The 19,097-nt window shown below is 37.7% G+C and carries 21 protein-coding genes; 12 read left to right on the forward strand and 9 right to left on the reverse strand.

The window, feature by feature from the left end:
- Positions 1 to 33: 33 nt before the first annotated feature.
- Positions 34 to 651, forward strand: a complete 618-nt coding sequence (gene rhtC / locus R2H34_RS04985; protein ID WP_125297734.1) for a threonine export protein RhtC — start codon at positions 34 to 36, stop codon at positions 649 to 651.
- Between the two features lie 37 nt (positions 652 to 688).
- On the opposite strand, the gene R2H34_RS04990 is transcribed toward rhtC, so the two are convergent.
- The 6 genes from R2H34_RS04990 to R2H34_RS05015 all read right to left on the reverse strand — a co-directional run bounded on the left by R2H34_RS04990 (position 689) and on the right by R2H34_RS05015 (position 5,148).
- Positions 689 to 976: a PA4642 family protein gene (locus R2H34_RS04990; RefSeq protein ID WP_004952694.1), complete on the reverse strand. Its 288-nt coding sequence runs from the start codon at positions 974 to 976 to the stop codon at positions 689 to 691.
- Between the two features lie 181 nt (positions 977 to 1,157).
- Positions 1,158 to 1,430 carry a cell division topological specificity factor MinE gene (gene minE / locus R2H34_RS04995; RefSeq protein ID WP_004663449.1) on the reverse strand — a complete coding sequence of 91 codons (273 nt, stop codon included), beginning with the start codon at positions 1,428 to 1,430 and terminating at the stop codon, positions 1,158 to 1,160.
- Positions 1,431 to 1,432: 2 nt separating this feature from the next.
- The gene (minD, locus tag R2H34_RS05000; protein ID WP_004913932.1) at positions 1,433 to 2,245 is read right to left on the reverse strand and encodes a septum site-determining protein MinD; all 813 of its coding nucleotides are present in this window, start codon (positions 2,243 to 2,245) and stop codon (positions 1,433 to 1,435) included.
- A 65-nt stretch (positions 2,246 to 2,310) separates the two neighbouring features.
- Entirely contained in the window at positions 2,311 to 3,030 is a 720-nt protein-coding gene (gene minC / locus R2H34_RS05005; protein WP_004913931.1) for a septum site-determining protein MinC, read from the reverse strand.
- 117 nt (positions 3,031 to 3,147) lie between these two features.
- The gene (locus tag R2H34_RS05010) at positions 3,148 to 4,206 is read right to left on the reverse strand and encodes a hypothetical protein (RefSeq protein ID WP_004913930.1); all 1,059 of its coding nucleotides are present in this window, start codon (positions 4,204 to 4,206) and stop codon (positions 3,148 to 3,150) included.
- A 24-nt stretch (positions 4,207 to 4,230) separates the two neighbouring features.
- Positions 4,231 to 5,148 carry an acyltransferase gene (locus tag R2H34_RS05015; protein WP_004913929.1) on the reverse strand — a complete coding sequence of 306 codons (918 nt, stop codon included), beginning with the start codon at positions 5,146 to 5,148 and terminating at the stop codon, positions 4,231 to 4,233.
- Positions 5,149 to 5,535: 387 nt separating this feature from the next.
- Between R2H34_RS05015 and R2H34_RS05020 the strand changes: the two genes are divergently transcribed.
- From R2H34_RS05020 to R2H34_RS05065, 10 genes are all read left to right on the forward strand, one after another.
- Positions 5,536 to 6,198 carry an OmpA family protein gene (locus R2H34_RS05020; RefSeq protein WP_004952706.1) on the forward strand — a complete coding sequence of 221 codons (663 nt, stop codon included), beginning with the start codon at positions 5,536 to 5,538 and terminating at the stop codon, positions 6,196 to 6,198.
- 183 nt (positions 6,199 to 6,381) lie between these two features.
- Positions 6,382 to 8,421 carry a DNA helicase Rep gene (gene rep, locus R2H34_RS05025; protein ID WP_004960037.1) on the forward strand — a complete coding sequence of 680 codons (2,040 nt, stop codon included), beginning with the start codon at positions 6,382 to 6,384 and terminating at the stop codon, positions 8,419 to 8,421.
- A gap of 22 nt (positions 8,422 to 8,443) precedes the next feature.
- Positions 8,444 to 8,896, forward strand: coding sequence for a dUTP diphosphatase (gene dut / locus R2H34_RS05030; RefSeq protein ID WP_042891289.1), 453 nt, complete (start codon positions 8,444 to 8,446; stop codon positions 8,894 to 8,896).
- A 192-nt stretch (positions 8,897 to 9,088) separates the two neighbouring features.
- Positions 9,089 to 10,510, forward strand: a complete 1,422-nt coding sequence (locus R2H34_RS05035; protein WP_042891290.1) for a phosphomannomutase/phosphoglucomutase — start codon at positions 9,089 to 9,091, stop codon at positions 10,508 to 10,510.
- Between the two features lie 12 nt (positions 10,511 to 10,522).
- Positions 10,523 to 11,422, forward strand: a complete 900-nt coding sequence (gene argB / locus R2H34_RS05040) for an acetylglutamate kinase (protein WP_004913920.1) — start codon at positions 10,523 to 10,525, stop codon at positions 11,420 to 11,422.
- A 203-nt stretch (positions 11,423 to 11,625) separates the two neighbouring features.
- On the forward strand, positions 11,626 to 12,402 hold the full coding sequence (locus R2H34_RS05045; RefSeq protein WP_004913918.1) for a GNAT family N-acetyltransferase: 777 nt from the start codon (positions 11,626 to 11,628) through the stop codon (positions 12,400 to 12,402).
- A gap of 101 nt (positions 12,403 to 12,503) precedes the next feature.
- Positions 12,504 to 13,352 carry a class II glutamine amidotransferase gene (locus tag R2H34_RS05050; protein WP_035335959.1) on the forward strand — a complete coding sequence of 283 codons (849 nt, stop codon included), beginning with the start codon at positions 12,504 to 12,506 and terminating at the stop codon, positions 13,350 to 13,352.
- Positions 13,353 to 13,634: 282 nt separating this feature from the next.
- A complete protein-coding gene (locus R2H34_RS05055) occupies positions 13,635 to 14,090 on the forward strand; it encodes a bacteriohemerythrin (protein WP_004913914.1) in 456 nt (151 codons plus the stop codon).
- A gap of 238 nt (positions 14,091 to 14,328) precedes the next feature.
- Positions 14,329 to 15,408: a hypothetical protein gene (locus tag R2H34_RS05060; RefSeq protein WP_087540000.1), complete on the forward strand. Its 1,080-nt coding sequence runs from the start codon at positions 14,329 to 14,331 to the stop codon at positions 15,406 to 15,408.
- Positions 15,408 to 15,731 carry an RnfH family protein gene (locus R2H34_RS05065; RefSeq protein ID WP_004960024.1) on the forward strand — a complete coding sequence of 108 codons (324 nt, stop codon included), beginning with the start codon at positions 15,408 to 15,410 and terminating at the stop codon, positions 15,729 to 15,731. The genes R2H34_RS05060 and R2H34_RS05065 overlap by 1 nt, the downstream gene beginning before the upstream one ends.
- Positions 15,732 to 15,786: 55 nt before the next feature.
- Here R2H34_RS05065 and R2H34_RS05070 read toward each other — a convergent pair whose 3' ends face one another.
- Positions 15,787 to 16,185 carry an outer membrane protein assembly factor BamE gene (locus R2H34_RS05070; protein WP_004913908.1) on the reverse strand — a complete coding sequence of 133 codons (399 nt, stop codon included), beginning with the start codon at positions 16,183 to 16,185 and terminating at the stop codon, positions 15,787 to 15,789.
- A gap of 111 nt (positions 16,186 to 16,296) precedes the next feature.
- On the opposite strand from R2H34_RS05070, the gene fur reads away from it, so the two are divergent.
- Positions 16,297 to 16,734: a ferric iron uptake transcriptional regulator gene (gene fur / locus R2H34_RS05075; RefSeq protein ID WP_004952725.1), complete on the forward strand. Its 438-nt coding sequence runs from the start codon at positions 16,297 to 16,299 to the stop codon at positions 16,732 to 16,734.
- Positions 16,735 to 16,831: 97 nt separating this feature from the next.
- On the opposite strand, the gene R2H34_RS05080 is transcribed toward fur, so the two are convergent.
- Both R2H34_RS05080 and R2H34_RS05085 read right to left on the reverse strand, forming a co-directional pair.
- A complete protein-coding gene (locus tag R2H34_RS05080; protein WP_004913902.1) occupies positions 16,832 to 17,950 on the reverse strand; it encodes a PilT/PilU family type 4a pilus ATPase in 1,119 nt (372 codons plus the stop codon).
- Positions 17,951 to 17,975: 25 nt separating this feature from the next.
- On the reverse strand, positions 17,976 to 19,013 hold the full coding sequence (locus R2H34_RS05085) for a type IV pilus twitching motility protein PilT (RefSeq protein WP_004960020.1): 1,038 nt from the start codon (positions 19,011 to 19,013) through the stop codon (positions 17,976 to 17,978).
- Positions 19,014 to 19,097: the final 84 nt, after the last annotated feature.

Here is a 19,097-nt window from a genome sequence, read left to right on the forward strand (position 1 = left end):
TGATAGACCATCGTCTCAGCATCGAGATCAGTTATGTTCATCGCTTTAAGTACGCTCATTTTCATTCATTTTTGTGCATTGATTACACCTGGTCCAGATTTTTTCCTTGTGTCGCAAACAGCAGTAAGTCGTTCACGTAAAGATGCTGTATTAGTTGCAGCTGGAATATGCATGGGCACGATGTTGTGGTCTTTGTTGGCATTAATGGGACTGAATATCCTTTTTGAGAAAATGGCTTGGCTTAAGCAAGGGCTTTTGATTGCTGGTGGTTTATATCTGTGTTGGCTCGGTTATCAGATGCTGCGTTCAGCATTTTCTAAACAAAAGCAGGAAATCAAACAAATTACCTTACCTCAATCAGCATGGTTGTTTTTTATAAAAGGTTTGCTCACTAATTTATCCAATCCTAAAGCAGTCATTTATTTTGGTAGTGTGTTCTCGCTCTTTCTTGCTAATCCACTTTTTGATCAACATCATTTCTTATTGTTTATCATAATAGCTGTTGAAACATTGGTATGGTTTTTACTTGTGGCTTTTGTATTTTCGCTACCTACATTCAGAAATGCTTACCAGAACTTTGCCAAATGGATTGATGGTATTTCTGGTGGGATCTTTACTTTGCTCGGTGTTTATTTGATTGGTAGCCGATAACAGAGAAATCAAAGCCTGCTTGAAGCAGGCTTTTTTATTATGCAAATTTCGCTAGGACTTCTAAGAATCCATCTTTTTGACGAGGAAATTGTGCAATTACATCATGAATGCGTTGCCCTTCAGGGTTGGTTGCATTTAAGTCACGACCATCTGCTAAGAATTTAGTAATTAATCGTTCATAATCATTTGGGCGCATATGTTTAAACGCATGATATAGAACGTGAAAGTCAGCATTTACGCCTGCTGGAGGAAGTTGGTTGAGGTAGGCAAAAACACGCTCATCTGACCATTCTTCATTGAAAGTTGCTGGCTGTGATAATGCCATGACAATCTCCTGAATTTAAAAATAATAAAGGCAAAATACGATGCAGGATCAGAAAAGCGTTAATTCTCTAAATTTATTCGAAAAAAGTATTTCAAAACAATTGTGAAAATAAAACTCAAACTTTTCAAATTCTGTTGTGTATTTTGCCTTGATTTACAAAAAATCGCTAATTGAAAAACTTCTATCGATCTTCAGGTAAATTGATATTCATTTCCAACATTTCGATGTTAGCTTCTGAACGAACTTGCATTTGGATGTGTTGTTCGTCTACACCACGAACATAACGACTTACCACTTGCATGATCTCTTTTTTCATTTGATCAATTTTGTCTTGGCTTAAACGACGACCAAGACCTTGTTCAGACGCAACAATAACTTTTAAGCGATCTTTGGCAGTTTGTGCACTTGATGGTTTTTCATCACTGCTAAAAAGTTTACTCCAGAATCCTGCCATAATTACGCTCCAAATAGTCTAGCTAACCAACCTTTTGGCTGTACTGTGATGTGTCGATATGGACGATCCTCACCAAGGAAACGAGCAACTAAATCATCATACGCTTGTCCTGCTTTTGCTTCAGAGTACAAAATAACAGGTTTACCTTCGTTTGATGCTTGAAGTACGCTTGGGCATTCAGGTACAACACCTAGTGTTGGTACACGTAAAATGTCTTTTGAAATATCGTCAATCGTGAGCATTTCTTGTTTATCCGCTCGTTCAGGATTGAAGCGAGTAATACAAAGATGCTTACGAATACGTCCTTCGTTTTGCTCAACTTTTTTAGTTTTGCTGTCTAACATTCCGATGATACGGTCAGAGTCACGAACAGATGAAATTTCAGGGTTTGTTACGATGATTGCTTCATCAGCATGATACATGGCAAGGATAGCGCCACGCTCAATACCTGCTGGAGAATCACAAATGATGTAGTCAAACTCTTGAGAAAGTTCATCAATAACTCGTGCAACACCTTCATCACTCAATGCATCTTTATCACGTGTTTGTGATGCAGGAAGAATATATAAGTTTTCAATATCTTTATCACGGATCAGTGCTTGCTGTAAGCGAGCTTCATTATTAATGACATTGACAAAGTCATAGACTACACGGCGTTCACAACCCATAATCAAGTCAAGATTACGCAAACCCACATCGAAATCAATCACAACAGTTTTATGACCACGTAGGGCTAAACCTGTTGCAAAAGATGCACTTGTTGTAGTTTTACCTACACCACCTTTGCCTGACGTTACGACAACAATTTTGGCCACCGAATCCACTCCTATTTATGGTCATACGCCCCTAAAAGGGCTTTTTTGGTGTTTAATGTGATAACTTAAAACTGCAAGGCTTCAAATTCAAGCTCTTGCTTGTTATTTAAATAAATATGTACAGGCTTTTTGATCATATCTTTAGGAATATCATCTGCTACACAATAAGTGCCCGCAATAGAAATTAATTCTGCTTCAAGCGAATTGCAAAAAATTCGTGCGGACATATGTCCACCCACACCAGCAATGACTCTACCACGAGCATTCCCGTAGATGTGAATATTTCCAGATGCAATTACTTCAGAACCACTATTCATGCCAGCATTCAAGATAATATCACCCTGATCTTGCACTAAACATTGTCCAGTTCGCAAAATTTCATCATGATATGAGGTGATATGCGGACTTGATGTAGCTTTTTGTGGTATTTCTTTTGCAGCCTGATCTGCTGGTTTTTCGACAACATGTTCGATGACTTGTTCTTTAGATGCTTTGATCCGCTGTAAAGGTTGATCTGCGGGCAATACAGGGAATTGGATTGCACGTGCTTCATCACCTAAGATTCCATCGATTACAGCCATAGGTTGTAAACCAATATCAATCAGTAGCTGTATAAGAGCAATCAATTCTTGTTCAACGGTACTGTCTAGAATGACTAAAGTTCCTAAATAGGAACCTTCGTTTAGTGTGCTAGTAAGTTGCTGTCGGATTGCATCGTGGTCATTTGTGTCGAACGTGAGTCGACTAAAATTCACCATTCTGCCCGTAATCCGTATGTCAGCCATAATTTATCCTTCAGGGCTTTTTAAGCACTCTATTGTGTTTAAGCATGTTGTAAATAAAAGCAAATGCTAGAACAAATTACACGAATTCTCTAGCTTGATTAGTAAATTTTCTTGTAATCACACTGTTTTTTTATCCAATTGATCATATTCATTTAATGTTTGTTGCCATTGTTTAACTTTGACTTGTTTTCGAATCGCTTCGAGGCTTTCATAGACTACTGATTCTACAAGTTCTTCTAAGTATTGGTTATCAATATTTAATTGACTGACTTTTTCTGCGATCAGTAAATAGTTTTCATTTGGACGTTCAAATGAGCCAGCTGTGAACGGTTCAATCAAACCCGCGGTAATGTTTTCACCCAAACGTTGTCCGATACTTTGAATTTGTTGTTCTATGCGACTGCCAACAATAGGAATCAGACGTAATAGTTGAGTGAGTTCAGGTGTATCTTCGATTGCCTGATTAACAATATGACCTACTTTTTGAGTAATGATTGGTTGTTGCTGTTGTAAAGCTTTTGCGAGTGATTCTTGCAACATTGAAGATAGTGTCACAGTAAATAATTGACGATGATGATCGACTAGATCATGAATAATTTTTTTATGACTTGAGCTAGTATCCAGTTCGTGTTTAATGCCATCGATTACAGTGATCACAACCCGATCAGAAAGTTCTTCCATGACAACACGATAATAAAAAATTGCTTTTAAGCGGATGCTATCGGGTACAACTTTATATCCAAGCTCATGTAAACGATACGCGATAATCCCCGCACGGAATAAACGCAGAAAGCGAAAGTGGGGGATAATTGCAACAATTTCATACCAGTGAATAAATGGAAAGAACCACCAACGCGCGTGATGCTTTTGTATGATTGATAGTAGCCAACGAATCGCAAGCTCAACAATCAGGAAGATAATAAACCAAGCTTCGGTTGTGATAACCCATGGATGTAGATAGCTACGATAAAACTCTAAAACGCTATAGAGGTGAATGGTGTTAAAAAACCATTCACCAATATTACTCATCAGGAAAAAGTTCATTCCTAGACAGAACAAATTGAAAACAATAATAAAAACCATGAAAATGTCATAAATAAGAAACAGCTTGAAGAACTTACTGTTCGGATTGACATAGTTATATTTAGAGTTTTTATCTGTGTCCTGCTGAGTCATCTTTCTGCTCAATCCTTGAAGAGATTATGAATTATATCTCGATTTGAGTTGACTAATAAGTTGATCTTTTTCAGTCCAGATTTGATCTACCCATTTCTGAAAGCGTTCACGATAAACTGCATCATCTTCGTAATTTCCACCCAAAACCCAATCAGGAATTTCAATTTTGCGTAAATCAACAGCAATGCTTGAAACGTCACCTAACCAAAAGTCCCCATAACCCGGTGCACCTTCAGGATAGACAATCGTCATATCCACTAATGCATCAATCTTGTCACCAAGTATGTTTAATGCTAGGGCTAAGCCACCCGCTTTGGGTTTAAGTAGATTCTTATAAGGTGATTGTTGTTGTGCATGTTTTTCAGGCGTAAATCGAGTACCTTCTAAATAATTGAGAAGGGTGAATGGCTGACTTAAAAGTTGTTCACATGCCTTACGTGCTTCTAGCAAATCGCGATGTTTGAGTTCAGGATTTTTAGCGATTTGTTCTTTGGTATGGCGTTTCATCATTGGGAAACCCAAGATTTTAAAAGCCTGACCTACAAAAGGAATAAAGATCAGCTCCCACTTCGTAAAAAAGCGAGTAAGAGGCATTCTATTCAGACCAAAATATTGATTTACCGTAGTATCCACCCAGCTTTGATGATTACAAATCATCATATAGCGACCTTGTAGATTGAGATCTAATTTTTCATCAATGGTGATGTCCCATTTTAGATTTGGTAAAACTTTCTCAATCAGTTGGTTGTTTACCCCAATCCAGCTATTGGCTAGTTGAATATTGGTTTCGTCTACTTTGGCAGATTTTTTGAATAATTTAGTGAGACCTAAAGCCAGAACAGGAGGTCCATGTAGAAATGTACTTCCTGTGATCACAGAACTAACAGTAAGACCTTTACTGACCTTTCGCAATAATGATGTTTTCTTATTCGCGGTAGACATAAATCGAACCTTGAGGCAGATGTTTTGAAAAGATGGATTAACTATAAACAACAGTGGTTTAAATACAACTGTATATTTATTGATATTCACATTTTTTTATATATTTAAACCATTTGAATTAATTTTTCTGTGCAGAAAACGTGAATCTGTCGCATATGTACAAATTTTAGTTTGTTTGCGAAGCTTATTCTAACTTATAAATTTCCTTGATTTCTTCACAATTGGATAAACATGAAGAAACTATGATTAAGTGGAAATGTAAAGTGCATCAAAATATTACAAAAATACAAATAAACTGTTTATTATTAACAAAATATCAATGGTCTAGCTGAATTTTCTCATTCATTATCTGTTCAGACAACAAAATACATAGACAGGAGCTACGCGATGCGTGCATTAGTTATTTCAACACTCGTAGGGGCTGGATTGGTACTTTCTGGTTGCCAAACAATGAGCGGACAAGGTAATGATATCGGCGGTGTTTCATACGACAAAGCTGCTTTAGGTACATTAATTGGTGCAGCTGCAGGTTATGGTATCTCAAAAGGTAATGCTAACTCTTCTTCACAAAACAACCGCGCAGCTGCGATTGGTGCAATCCTTGGTGGTGCGAGTGGTTTATATCTCGATAATAAAGAGAAAAAATTACGTGCTCAAATGGCAGGTACTGGTGTAGAAGTTGGCCGTAACCCAGATGGTTCTGTCCAGTTGATCATGCCTGGTAGCATCACGTTTGATACAAATAAATCAAACATCAAACCAAACTTCTACGGCACTTTAAACAAAGTGGCGCAAACTTTAGCTGAAGATAATAAGAGCGCAATCTTAGTTACTGGCTACACAGACAATACTGGTAATGATTCAATCAATATCCCATTGTCTCAAGCACGTGCTCAATCAGTTAAAAACTATTTAGCAAGCCAAGGTGTTTCAAGCAGCCGTATTGATGCACAAGGTTTAGGTTCTTCTAATCCTATCGCTTCAAACGCAACTGCGGCAGGTAAAGAACAAAACCGCCGTGTTGAAATCAGCATTTATGCTAAACAGTAATTAACACTGCTGTAAAAAGACCACCTTCGGGTGGTTTTTTATTGCCAAGTTTTTAGTACGACAAATCGTGACGCTATCTTGGAGTAAGACATCATAATTTATACATATCCTCAGATTTATTATTGGGATTCTAAAAAATAGATGTCTATAATCATGCTCGAAAACGCGAGAGGTATTACAACGATGTCATCTGCCAGTCAACTCAATGACAAGCAACTTGAAGCCATGAAATATGTTCAGGGGCCATTGTTGGTGCTTGCAGGTGCAGGCTCGGGTAAGACTTCTGTAATCACTCGAAAGATCGCTTTTCTGGTTCAACAATGTGGTATTCCTGCGCATCGTATTACTGCAATGACTTTTACCAATAAAGCTGCACGTGAAATGAAAGAGCGTGTCGGTAAGTTGCTTTCACGTGAAGAAGCCAAAGGGCTTTCAGTCTCTACATTCCACACATTTGGTTTGAATTTGCTTCGAATAGAGTTAAAACATTTACCTTTAAAAGCGAATTTTTCGATTTTGGATGCAGATGATTGCAAAAGAATTCTGATGGATCTAATGCAACGTGACAACTTGTCTGGAGCTGAAAGTAAAGAATTGATCGCGAAAGCCATGAAGAAAATTTCGGATTGGAAAAATGATCTGGTCATACCTGAGCAAGCTCATTCAACATGTGAAACCCCTGAAGACGTTCAGCTTGCTCATTTGTATCAACTTTACGAACGTAATTTGAGAGCTTATAACGCTGTAGATTTTGATGACTTGATCGTAATGCCGACACGATTGCTTCAGGAAAATGCTGAGGTTCGTGATAAATGGCAAAATCGTGTTCGTTACTTACTGGTCGATGAATATCAAGATACCAATACAGCACAATATACCTTAGTAAAGTTGCTCGTTGGGGTGATGGGACAGTTTACTGCGGTAGGTGACGATGATCAGTCGATTTACGCTTGGCGTGGTGCAAAGCCTGAAAATATGGCTTTATTAAAAGATGATTTCCATAATCTTAAAGTAATTAAGCTTGAGCAAAACTATCGTTCTACCAGTCGAATTTTAAAAGCGGCGAATGCTGTTATTGAAAATAACCCTCATATCTTTGATAAAAAGTTATGGAGTGATAAAGGGCACGGTGAAACCATCCGTGTAATCACGTGTTTAAATGATGATGATGAAGCTGAACGCGTAGTTAAAGATTTAATCACGCATAAATTGATGAATGGAAAAAATTGGAAAGATTACGCGATTCTGTATCGTGGTAATTTCCAAGCACGTGTTCTTGAAACACAACTGCGTCAGATGCAAATTCCATATAAATTGTCAGGTGGTCAATCATTCTTCGCCCGCGCTGAGATTAAAGACGTAATGAGTTACTTACGTCTCATTATCAATCCCGAAGATGACAGTGCTTTTTTACGTATTATCAATACGCCGAAACGTGCAATTGGTCCTGTCACTTTAGAAAAGTTAGGTCTATTTGCTCAAGAAAATACCCTATCTTTATTGACGGCTTCTTCTGATCAACGTCTTGCAATGGTTTTACCAAAAAAAGCGGCGACTCAATTACATGAGTTTGCAGACTTTATTGCGACTTTTACACGTGAACTGTTAGATGATGACGAACCAGTACCCAAAGTACGTCAAATGATCAACGAAGCAGGCTACATTGATTATGTTCGTGAGCAAGCTGCAACGCCAGCTCAAGAAAAAACGAAGATCGATAATATTGAAAGTCTGTACACAAGTATCCAAAACTTAATTAATCGTACAGACGATGTCGATGAAAAAAATATTGAAAGTGTCATTCGTAAATTGGTTCTTCTAGACATGTTGGAGCAGCAACAGGAAGAAGAAGATACAGATAAAGTCAATTTGTTGACATTGCATGCTGCGAAAGGTTTGGAATTTCCATACGTCTACATGATTGGTTTAGAAGAAGAGTTATTGCCACATAAGAACTCGATTGCGTCTGAAACCATTGAAGAAGAACGCCGTTTGATGTACGTAGGGATTACCCGTGCGCGTCAAGGTCTAACATTAACGCTTGCAGAGCAACGTAAGAATGGCGGTCAAATGCGACAAATGACTCCGAGTCGTTTTTTAGATGAATTACCACAAGATGATTTAGAGTGGCACGGTCGTAAAAAGAAACTAGCACCAAATGTTGACCCTAAAGAACAGGCTCAACAGTATCTTGCCAATTTAAAAGCATTATTGAAACGTTAAAGATTATGTGTAGGAAGTTGTAATGAAAGTTCAAGTTAAAGTATTAGATGCACGTTTAGGTCAAGAATGGGCATTACCATCGTACGCAACAACAGGTTCAGCTGGCTTGGATTTGCGTGCTTGTTTAGATGAAGCAATTGAAATTGCTGCGGGTGAAACTGTTTTAGTCAAAACAGGCTTGGCAATTTACATCGAAGACTCAAACTTTGCGGGATTAATTTTACCGCGTTCGGGTCTTGGGCATAAACATGGTATTGTATTGGGTAATTTAGTCGGTTTGATTGATTCAGACTACCAAGGCGAACTGATGGTTTCTGTTTGGAACCGTGGAAAAAATACATTCCGCCTAGAGCCAGGCGAGCGTTTGGCGCAATATGTACTCGTTCCTGTCGTTCAAGCAGAGTTTGAACAAGTGAATGAATTTGTTGCTACAGAGCGCGGAGCAGGTGGTTTTGGACATACTGGTCAACAGTAATTCCCAAGCCTTATTATTTTAAATGCAATGTTTAACTGAAAAACATTGCATTTTTCATATTGATTGTTATTTGAATTTATATTAAAAAGCAGCTGATTAATTATTTTAATTTTTCTGAACAAGGGTTAATTAATTTCTTAATAGTTTAAGTTTTTTTTAATAATCGAATGATTATAAGAATAGGGGCTTGCTGTGAATATAAAACATATGTTTCCTCTGAATATTTTTCGCGCCTATGACATCCGTGGAAAGCTTTCTAATCTAACGCCCACGATAATTCGTTCAATTGCGCATGCATTAGCATTTCAATATAAAAAATATGGTCAACATCAAATTGTTATTGGATATGATGCAAGATTAACTAGTCCAACGTATGCTGATATTCTACAGCATATATTGGAAAAACAAGGTTTTGAAGTTATTAATATCGGGTGCTGCTCATCACCAATGATGTATTACATTGCTCGTGATTTTGGTGGTAACGGTATTATGGTGACGGCAAGTCACAATCCGAAGTCTGATAATGGAATTAAATGGATTTTAAAAGGTGAGCCACCAAGTCCAGAAGTGATTCAAGAAGTTGGGCTGTTTGCTCAAAATATTCCTATTAAAGTAGATTATCAAATTCGAGATGAGACAATTACTCATCAAGTAATTCCTGATTATTGTTTACAATATCAACAATCTTTGCTCGACGATATTCAACTCGCCAGACCATTGAAGGTTGTTTTGGATGGCTTACATGGCTCTGCTGGGCGTTGTGCTAAAGTTGTACTAGAAAAGCTTGGTTGTGACGTGATTGCATTACGTTGTGATGCAAATGGTCATTTTCCTGATCATGCACCTGACCCATCGCATGCTGAACACTTGAGACGTCTACAACAATTGATTATTGAACATCAAGCAGATATTGGAATTGCGTTAGACGGTGATGGTGATCGAGTCGTTTTGCTAGATGAAAATGCCACGATTATTAGTCCCGATCGTTTGCTTTCTTTATTCGCACAAATGTGTTTAGAAAATCATCCCCAAAAAGAAATTGTATTTGATGTCAAATGCTCACAAATGGTTGCCAATACAGTGCAACAATTAGGTGGGCAAGCCAAAATGATTCGCACGGGAAGTAGTTTTTTACGAACTTATTTAACGCAATCAAATGGTGCTGCTGTATTTGGTGGTGAATATGCTGGGCATTATGTTTTCAATGATGGCCGTGGTTTTGGTTATGATGATGGTCTATATGCCGCACTACGTGTTATGGAATATCTCACCCATTCAAGTTCAGCAAATTTATCTGCATTGCTAAAACCATATCCTGAGCGTTGTTGTACCGAAGATACTTATATTAGTACCCATGATATTAATCCATTAAGTGTTTTAAATGAAATTGAAACTTTAAGTCAGGATTTAGGCGCACAGTTAAGTAAAATTGATGGTGTAAGACTTGATTTTAATGATGGTTTTGGCATTATTCGAGCATCCAATACAGGCGAGTATTTTACTGTCCGTTTTGATGCAGATCATCCAGATCGGTTAGTTGAAATTCGCGATAAATTTGTTTCTATGTTGCAAACTCGATATCCACAAATTGCACAAGAACTAGCACAGGCTTAAAAGGAGAGGCATATGCCACATGAGCATATCGGCATTGATAAAGCTAAAATTTTAATTGAAGCTTTGCCGTATATCCAACGTTTTGCAGGTAAAACGTTGGTTGTTAAATATGGTGGCAATGCAATGACAGATCCTGAGTTGGAAAGCTCATTTGCTCGTGACATCGTGTTATTAAAAACAGTCGGACTTAATCCAATTGTTGTACATGGAGGTGGTCCACAAGTTGACTCTTTGCTTAAACGTCTTGGGCAAGAATCTGATCGTATTGATGGCATGCGTGTAACTGACCAAGCAACGATGGAAGTTGTTGAAATGGTTTTAGGCGGTAGTGTAAACAAATCAATCGTGAATTTGATCAATCAACATGGCGGACGTGCAATTGGTTTAACCGGTAAAGATGGTAATTTACTTCGTGCGCGTAAACTGCTCATGGAAAAACAAGAAGCTGATGGTTCGGTTTCACAAATTGATTTAGGTATGGTGGGTGAAGTCACTGGCGTTAAAACAGACGTTCTAGAGATGTTTACACAAGGTGATTTTATTCCTGTGATTGCACCATTAGGTGTCGATGAAGAAGGTAATACTTATAACATTAATGCCGATTTGGTTGCTGGTAAGGTCGCTGAAGCTTTGGGTGCGGAGAAGCTAATTTTATTAACAAACATCACTGGTGTTTTAGACGAAAATAAAAACTTATTGACAGGTTTGACCACTCAAGAAGTTGATCGTCTCATTGAAACAGGTGTGATCTATGGCGGTATGATTCCGAAAGTAGGTTGTGCACTAGATGCAGTAAAAGGTGGTGTGGTTAGTGCGCATATTGTTGATGGTCGTGTACCGCATGCAACTTTGTTAGAAATTTTTACTGATCATGGTGTAGGTACATTAATTACCAATCGTGCGAAGCATTAAGCTTTAAATCTTTCTTATCCTCCCTTTTATTCGTATAGAAGGGAGGATTTTATTTATAGTTCTTCAATTCAAATTTTGTACTGCATCTCAAAGACTCTTTTAAAAAGGTCAGCGTAAATGACCGTCATCATCTCTTCATTTTTCATTCACTAAAATGTCATTAATAGGATTTAAGGTGATTCTAGTCATAAGGAGCTTTCATTATGCTAGAAAAATTAAATCATTATCGTCAGACATTAACGTCACCTTTACGTCAAAAACAATCACAAAATCAGTATCGCTTTGAATGGGTTGACACTTTAAAAGAATTACAAGATGTACAACGTTTCAGAGCAAAACAATTTTCACATCAATTTGGCTTAACTTTTGAAGATGATCTTGATCAGGATCTTTATGATTTTGGTTGCGAACATGCAGTATTGAAAGATAAATGGTCGGGTGAAATTGTTGCCTATACACGACTTAAATTATTTCAAGGACATGAGATTGGACAGAGTTATAGTGCTCAAGAGTTCAAGATCGTTCCTCATTTATCACACTTACCGAGTATTGTTGAAATCGGACGTACTTGCGTGCATCCACAATTCCGCTCTGGTAAAGCTCTGTCGATGCTTTGGTTAAATATGGCACCCAAAATTCTTTGGTCGATGCGTGCAAAATATTTGATGGGTTGCGTAAGTATTCATCTCGAAGATAACTTGGCCCGTACTTATTACACGCACCGTCAGATTCAACAGCTTGCGGATCATCAAACTATCGACATTCGCTCAAAGCGAGCGTTTGAACCTGAGCGTCCTGATTATAGTTTTCCGCAAGATGAACGCATGCCGAAATTATTTCAGACTTATTTAGGGATGCAATCAAAGTTGTCAAAAGAAGCATTTTTTGATGAGGAATTTAAGTGCTTAGATTACTTTGTTTTTCTTGAAGTAAATAAGACCGCAACCTCATTTGTCATGAATAAAATGGTTCAGCGCTAACTAGATTTAGCATTCATCTTCGAATAGTGAGCACATATTGAGATTTACAATACATCCGTACCTCATGCACAATAGGCATAGATGTTAAATAGTTCAAAGATATGTGCCAGCTATTAGGAATGAATTGCGCTAGACCCACTGATATCACTTTCTCTTTTCGTGGTTTTTCCCAACGAGCAGGTGTGACATCAGACCATTGTGATGGTTTTGGTATTGCTTTTTTTGAAGATAAAGCTTGTCGTTTATTCGTCGATAATCAGTCGGCAGTTGAGTCACCTATCGCAGATCTTGTTCGTAATTATCCAATCAAATCTCGAAATGTGATTGCGCACATTCGCAAAGCCACCCAAGGTAAAATTACGTTAGAGAACTCTCATCCTTTTTTAAGAGAGCTGTGGGGCAGACATTGGATTTTTGCCCACAATGGTGATTTGCATGATTTTTCCCCTAGATTAAGTGGACGCTTTGAACCTGTTGGAAATACGGATAGTGAAAGAGCTTTTTGTTATTTGCTCGATCAAATGGTAGAGACATTTGGATATGTTGAACCTTCACTTGATGATTTGTTTGCATTATTAGAACGCTTATCTCCTCAGATCGCTGAACACGGTACATTTAACTTTTGTTTGTCTAATGGACAGGCGTTATATACTTATGCTACGACAAAGTTACATTGGTTAGTTCGAGAATATCCTTTCCAACATGCTCATCTGATTGATTTGGATGTAGAAGTTGATTTTAGTCAAGTCACTACACCAGAAGATCGTGTTGCGGTAATTACTACTGAACCATTAACACATAATGAAACATGGACGGCGTATCAAGCAGGTGAAATGGTTTTATTTAAAGAAGGTAAGCCAATTAAACATGCTTTGACTCGCGTAGATCGTCTAATCCGTGAAGCGAATGATCCGAGCTTAAAAAGAATAACCAAGGCAGATCAATATTAGAATAATATGCTTATAATAAATAGTAATATTTAATTTATTTATATAATATTTAAGGGTTTTAAAGTCGATAATTTTAATCAGGTTTTTAGCTAATTTATATACTTTGGTTAAAAAATACTTGAGTGTTTTAATAGGTGAAAATATTAAATTAAATGTAAAACAATAAGTTAAATTATTTGTATGAAAAAAAACAAAATCTGACAAAAATGCTGTGTTTTTATTTAATTTTTTTACCGATATTATGTCCTTATTCAATAAATATGTTTGAGTTTGGGGTTCGATATGGGTTTGAAATGGTCTGTCGAATATAATACAGGAATAGATGTTATTGATGATCAGCATCGCCGTATTCTAGATTATATTAATGAAATAGCTGATTTAAAACACTCTCATGATCGAGTGAAAATGAAAGAAGTATTGGACAATATTATTGACTATACGCAATCTCATTTTACTTTTGAAGAAAGTTTACAAGAAGAAGCAAACTACAAATATCGTGTACCGCATAAACGAGTTCATGATTTATTTATCAAAAAAATAGAAACTTATCGTGAACGTTTTGAATTGGGGCATGAAATTGATAAAGAATTACATGAGGCTTTGTCAAAATGGTTAATTAATCATATTCGTCATGATGATGCAGATTATGTGGGTGCTGTCAAAGAAAATATGATGGGAATTATTAAGGAAAATGAAAAGAAAAAGGGGAAAAACTGGTTTTCTAGATTTTTCTCATAATAATAAAAAACGACTCTCTAGATGATAAAAACAATAAGGCAAATATGAGTGAAAATAGAGAGTCTTATAAAAACAATAACAACTCGTGCGCGGCAAATCATCTGAGATGGTGATTTGCCTTTTTATTTCGACATCTTTTGTTTTGATTTTCAGACAGGAGAAAGGCAAAATAGATTGAATATTTCATTGCAAACTCCATAAAACGCAATGAGTTCAAAGATTTTTCAAGGAATGCATTATGCAGGACACAACTCTGTCACGCTGGTTTGCACCAGTGATGGCGTTTTGCTTATCTTTTGTCATGATCACAACACTAGCACCAACTCTAGGTATTCAAATTGAGCGCCAATTTGATTTTTGGTTGCTTTGGTTGGGAACGATGATTTTATTGGCACTACCGATTGGTTATCTTGAAATTGCTTTAGCAAAACGTTCTAAAGTTACTGCTTTGCAGGCTTTATCAAATCTAACACGTGAGGCTGATGCATCTCCAAAATGGCGTGTAGTTGGTTGGTTGGCTGTAGTATTAGTGCCTTTTTTTGCTGGTAGTATTTTATTTTCGGCATATGATATTTTAGTTCAACAACAATTTGGCGTATCGAATCAAATCATTTTCGCTGGGCTTGCCGTGATTGCACTCGGATTATCTTTTATTCCACGTCAATTCCTAATTGCTTTAACGACTTTGGGTGTAATTGCATCTCTAGTGTTGGCAAATGTATTTGGAACTCAATTACAAGCGTGGCATTGGACTGGTATTGAATTTAAAGAGTGGGGAAATGCAACTGTTCTTGCGCTTGTGGCGAGTGGATTAGGGTTAGGATTGTATTGGCAAAACAGCCTTGCCACAGTTCGTCAACAAGAAGCCGCGACTTCAGTTGTATTACCGATCTGGTTAGCTCAATTACTTGCAGTTGTAGCGTTTGGATTCTTTTCTCTTCAAGTTGAAATCCCCGCTTTTGCATGGTTATTTGCTGCATTGGTATCTGCTGCTTTATTAATTCAACTTGCAAAAGAACAACTGGCTCAACGTCAACTGGCTCCAGCAATTCAATGGGTGATCATCGTTGCTGCAATTGCAGTTTGGGCTGCACCTCAGCTAAGTTCGATTTTCAATCTTCTATTGATTGTTTGGGGATTAATTGTTTGTTTGATTTATGCAATTTTTGCAGGTTGGATTATGAAAATTAGCCATTTGCGTAAATCTATGGGTTTCAGTAATGAGCTATTCTATAACTTTTGGCGTATCGCTGTTCGTTTAGTTCTACCACTGTCGATTGTAATTGCTATTGTTGCTGTAATTGGACAATGGATCTAATGAAATCTACTGCATGTGTATGGGTCGCTTATGCGACACCTGAGCAACAATTTCATTTAGAGGTTGATTTCCTAGAAGGAATGACGGCTGAACAAGCGATTATTGCTAGCGGATTAGCCGAGCAGGTGACTTTACCTGAGAAACTTCATTTGGGCGTGTTTGGTATCAAAATACAGCCAGACAGTCAGCTCCAGATCGGAGATCGGGTTGAAATCTATCGTTCTTTAACAATTAATCCTAAAGACATTCGTCGCAAACGCGCTGCAAAGAATCCAGTTGGGCGTTTTGCCAAAGGTAATCGATTTAGACCATCAAGTTCATAAATAAAACCCCTCAAGGATCAATCCATGAGGGGTTTATTTTTATAACCTAAAGCCGTTATAGTGGCGGCGCTGTTAAGATCGCTTCTTTAGATGCTGGTAAACCAGGTTGTGACTCTGGAATTGTATCTAAACCTTCAATGCGTTCAACATTACCATTTGCATCAAAGTAAATTTTTAAATGTTGTCCATGTGCTGCAGGTATTTTTGCCTTTTTGGCATATGTACCAGGGATATAGTTGTAAATATAGTCCCAACGTAATGGATTCAGTGGATCAGTAACCGTTGGACTACCCAACAAGAAGCGAACTTGCTGAAAGCTCATGCCTACTTGTACTTGAGATGCTTGTGCTTTGGTTAACGGTGTTCCTTGTGGAATATCAACTTTATAAACACCAAAGACTGAACAACCGCTAAGTACTGAAGTGACGAATAACGCCAGCATGATTTTTTGCATTTTGCTACACTATCCTGATAAATGATGATGCATTTGATTCAAGGATAGATCATACTGCATCTAAACTCTATTGCCTATTCCAACTTAAGATTTGTTAAGAGACCTTTTTTCATGCCTATTTCCAACCAAGACTTACGCAAAGCTGGACTTAAAGTTACCCTTCCTCGTATTAAGATTTTGGAATTATTAGAAAATTCGAAACAACATCATTTAAGTGCAGAAGATATTTATAAAACTTTGCTTGAACAAGGTGAAGATGTTGGTTTAGCGACAGTTTACCGTGTATTAACACAATTTGAAGCTGCAGGAATTATTCAACGTCATCATTTTGAAAATAATCATTCAGTTTTTGAAATCATGCAAGAAGATCACCATGATCACTTAGTATGTTTAAACTGTAACAAAGTTATTGAATTTACTAATGATGTTATTGAAAAAGAACAACATTCTGTAGCTGATCAGCATGGTTTTACTTTGACAGGACACTCATTAAATTTATATGGGTACTGTAGTAATCAAGAATGCAAGGATGCCTATCGTAAGAAATAAGTGTCATTTTAGTAAAGATAGAAATTTTCACTGAAATAAAACAAATAAAAAAAGGAAGGTTACAAAAACCTTCCTTTTTTTAATGATTTAAGAAAGCTTATTGACCGTCAAATGTAATGTTGCGACTTGCACTTAACAATTGATCTGCACCTTCTTCAGAAAGTTTAATGGTGAGACGTAAATCGTTTGGTGAGTCTGCATGTTTAAGCGCATCTTTATACGTGATTTCACCAGCTTTATATAAATCATAAAGCGCTTGGTCAAATGTTTGCATGCCTAATTCGCGCGAGCGTTTCATGAGGTCTTTAATCTCATGAATTTCACCTTTACGGATATAATCTGATAGTAACGGTGTATTAATTAGAATTTCGATAGCTGCTCGGCGTGAATTTCCATCAGGCGTTGGAATTAACTGTTGAGCGACCATTGCTCTTAGATTGAGCGATAAATCCATATGCAGCTGAGCATGACGGTCAGCTTCAAAGAAGTGAATAATACGGTCTAATGCTTGGTTAGCGTTATTCGCGTGAAGTGTGGCAAGTACTAAGTGACCTGTTTCTGCGAAAGCAATCGCATAGTCCATTGTTTCACGAGAACGAATCTCACCAATCAAAATCACATCGGGTGCTTGACGAAGTGTATTTTTCAAAGCTACTTCAAAAGAGTCTGTATCAATACCGACTTCGCGTTGAGTCACAATACATCCCGCATGTTGATGTACAAACTCGATCGGGTCTTCAATGGTGATGATATGACCTTTAGAGTTTTGATTACGATATCCGATCATTGACGCGAGCGAGGTTGATTTACCTGTACCTGTTGCACCAACAAAGATAATGATGCCACGTTTGGTCATCGCTAAATCTTTGAGGATTGCAGGTAGTTTTAGTTCATCCATCGTTGGAATAACCGTTTCGATACGACGTAATACCATACCTGGCATATCACGTTGTTGGAACGCGCTCACACGAAAACGCGCTGTTTTCTCACGGTTCATAATTGCGAAGTTACACTCGCGAGTATCTTCGAATTCTTTACGTTGTTTATCACTCATGATTGAGTGTAATAACTGACCTACAATCTCGCCTGAAAGTTTTGCTTTAGCCACAGGAACAATCTGACCGTTGATTTTCATTGAAGGTTCAACATCAGCGGTAACAAATAAATCCGAAGCACTTTGTTCAATCATTAGATTGAGTAAATCATTAAAATCCATATGCTTTCCCCATTAATTTTAGTTTTTATAGGAATGATTCAGGTTGTTTAGCGACAGTACGAGCTGTTTGAGGGCTAATGATGCCTCTCGAAACTAAGTTTTTAAGACTTTGATCGAGTGTGGTCATGCCGTAGTTAGCTCCTGTCTGAATCGCAGAGTACATCTGTGCAACTTTGTTTTCACGAACAAGGTTACGAATCGCAGGAATACCGATCATGATCTCATGCGCTGCAACACGACCACCGCCATTCTTTTTCAACAATGTTTGTGAAATTACTGCTTGTAATGATTCGGACAACATCGCACGAACCATATCTTTTTCTTCGGCAGGGAATACGTCGATTACACGGTCAATGGTTTTTGCTGCTGATGTGGTATGCAGAGTACCAAATACTAAGTGACCTGTTTCTGCTGCGGTTAGAGCAAGACGAATTGTCTCTAGGTCACGCATCTCACCGACTAGGATAATATCAGGGTCTTCACGAAGGGCTGAACGAAGTGCTTCGTTAAAGCCATGTGTATCACGATGCACTTCACGCTGGTTAATCAAACATTTCTTTGATTGATGTACAAATTCGATTGGGTCTTCAACCGTTAAAATATGGTCATAGCGATGTTCATTAATGTAATCAATCATTGCAGCCAATGTCGTTGATTTACCTGAACCCGTTGGACCAGTGACCAGAACAATACCACGCGGGTAGTCACAAATATCTTTGAAAATTGTTCCTAAACCCAAGTCTTCCATGGTTAAGACTTTAGATGGAATGGTACGGAATACAGCACCCGCACCACGGTTTTGGTTAAATGCGTTTACACGGAAACGAGCAATATTTGGTACTTCAAATGAAAAGTCCGTTTCTAGATCTTCTTCGTAATCTCGACGTTGTTTGTCATTCATAATGTCGTACACTAAACGGTGTACATCTTTATGTTCTAATGCTGGTAAATTGATACGGCGAACTTCACCATCCACGCGAATCATTGGTGGCATACCCGCTGAAAGGTGTAAGTCCGAAGCACCGTTTTTTACTGAAAACGCGAGTAATTCTGTAATATCCATAATTTCCCCGAAACAATCAAAAAATGTCTCATTATTTTGTAGAATAATATACGGCTTTCACTCTGTGTTACCAACACATTATAG

It is taken from the genome of Acinetobacter sp. 16, from assembly GCF_033439925.1.
Taxonomy (GTDB): domain Bacteria; phylum Pseudomonadota; class Gammaproteobacteria; order Pseudomonadales; family Moraxellaceae; genus Acinetobacter; species Acinetobacter junii.

What these genes read in the sequence shown, in the direction of transcription:
- minC (WP_004913931.1), bottom strand. Translation starts at nt 3,030, where the DNA reads ATGGCTGACATACGGATTACGGGCAGAATGGTGAATTTTAGTCGACTC.
- argB (WP_004913920.1), top strand. Translation starts at nt 10,523, where the DNA reads ATGCCACATGAGCATATCGGCATTGATAAAGCTAAAATTTTAATTGAA.
- R2H34_RS05065 (WP_004960024.1), top strand. Translation starts at nt 15,408, where the DNA reads ATGAAATCTACTGCATGTGTATGGGTCGCTTATGCGACACCTGAGCAA.
- R2H34_RS05020 (WP_004952706.1), top strand. Translation starts at nt 5,536, where the DNA reads ATGCGTGCATTAGTTATTTCAACACTCGTAGGGGCTGGATTGGTACTT.
- R2H34_RS05010 (WP_004913930.1), bottom strand. Translation starts at nt 4,206, where the DNA reads ATGACTCAGCAGGACACAGATAAAAACTCTAAATATAACTATGTCAAT.
- R2H34_RS05055 (WP_004913914.1), top strand. Translation starts at nt 13,635, where the DNA reads ATGGGTTTGAAATGGTCTGTCGAATATAATACAGGAATAGATGTTATT.
- R2H34_RS05085 (WP_004960020.1), bottom strand. Translation starts at nt 19,013, where the DNA reads ATGGATATTACAGAATTACTCGCGTTTTCAGTAAAAAACGGTGCTTCG.
- dut (WP_042891289.1), top strand. Translation starts at nt 8,444, where the DNA reads ATGAAAGTTCAAGTTAAAGTATTAGATGCACGTTTAGGTCAAGAATGG.
- rhtC (WP_125297734.1), top strand. Translation starts at nt 34, where the DNA reads ATGTTCATCGCTTTAAGTACGCTCATTTTCATTCATTTTTGTGCATTG.
- R2H34_RS05080 (WP_004913902.1), bottom strand. Translation starts at nt 17,950, where the DNA reads ATGGATTTTAATGATTTACTCAATCTAATGATTGAACAAAGTGCTTCG.
- R2H34_RS05050 (WP_035335959.1), top strand. Translation starts at nt 12,504, where the DNA reads ATGTGCCAGCTATTAGGAATGAATTGCGCTAGACCCACTGATATCACT.
- minE (WP_004663449.1), bottom strand. Translation starts at nt 1,430, where the DNA reads ATGGCAGGATTCTGGAGTAAACTTTTTAGCAGTGATGAAAAACCATCA.
- R2H34_RS05070 (WP_004913908.1), bottom strand. Translation starts at nt 16,185, where the DNA reads ATGCAAAAAATCATGCTGGCGTTATTCGTCACTTCAGTACTTAGCGGT.
- R2H34_RS05060 (WP_087540000.1), top strand. Translation starts at nt 14,329, where the DNA reads ATGCAGGACACAACTCTGTCACGCTGGTTTGCACCAGTGATGGCGTTT.
- R2H34_RS04990 (WP_004952694.1), bottom strand. Translation starts at nt 976, where the DNA reads ATGGCATTATCACAGCCAGCAACTTTCAATGAAGAATGGTCAGATGAG.
- rep (WP_004960037.1), top strand. Translation starts at nt 6,382, where the DNA reads ATGTCATCTGCCAGTCAACTCAATGACAAGCAACTTGAAGCCATGAAA.
- fur (WP_004952725.1), top strand. Translation starts at nt 16,297, where the DNA reads ATGCCTATTTCCAACCAAGACTTACGCAAAGCTGGACTTAAAGTTACC.
- R2H34_RS05045 (WP_004913918.1), top strand. Translation starts at nt 11,626, where the DNA reads ATGCTAGAAAAATTAAATCATTATCGTCAGACATTAACGTCACCTTTA.
- R2H34_RS05015 (WP_004913929.1), bottom strand. Translation starts at nt 5,148, where the DNA reads ATGTCTACCGCGAATAAGAAAACATCATTATTGCGAAAGGTCAGTAAA.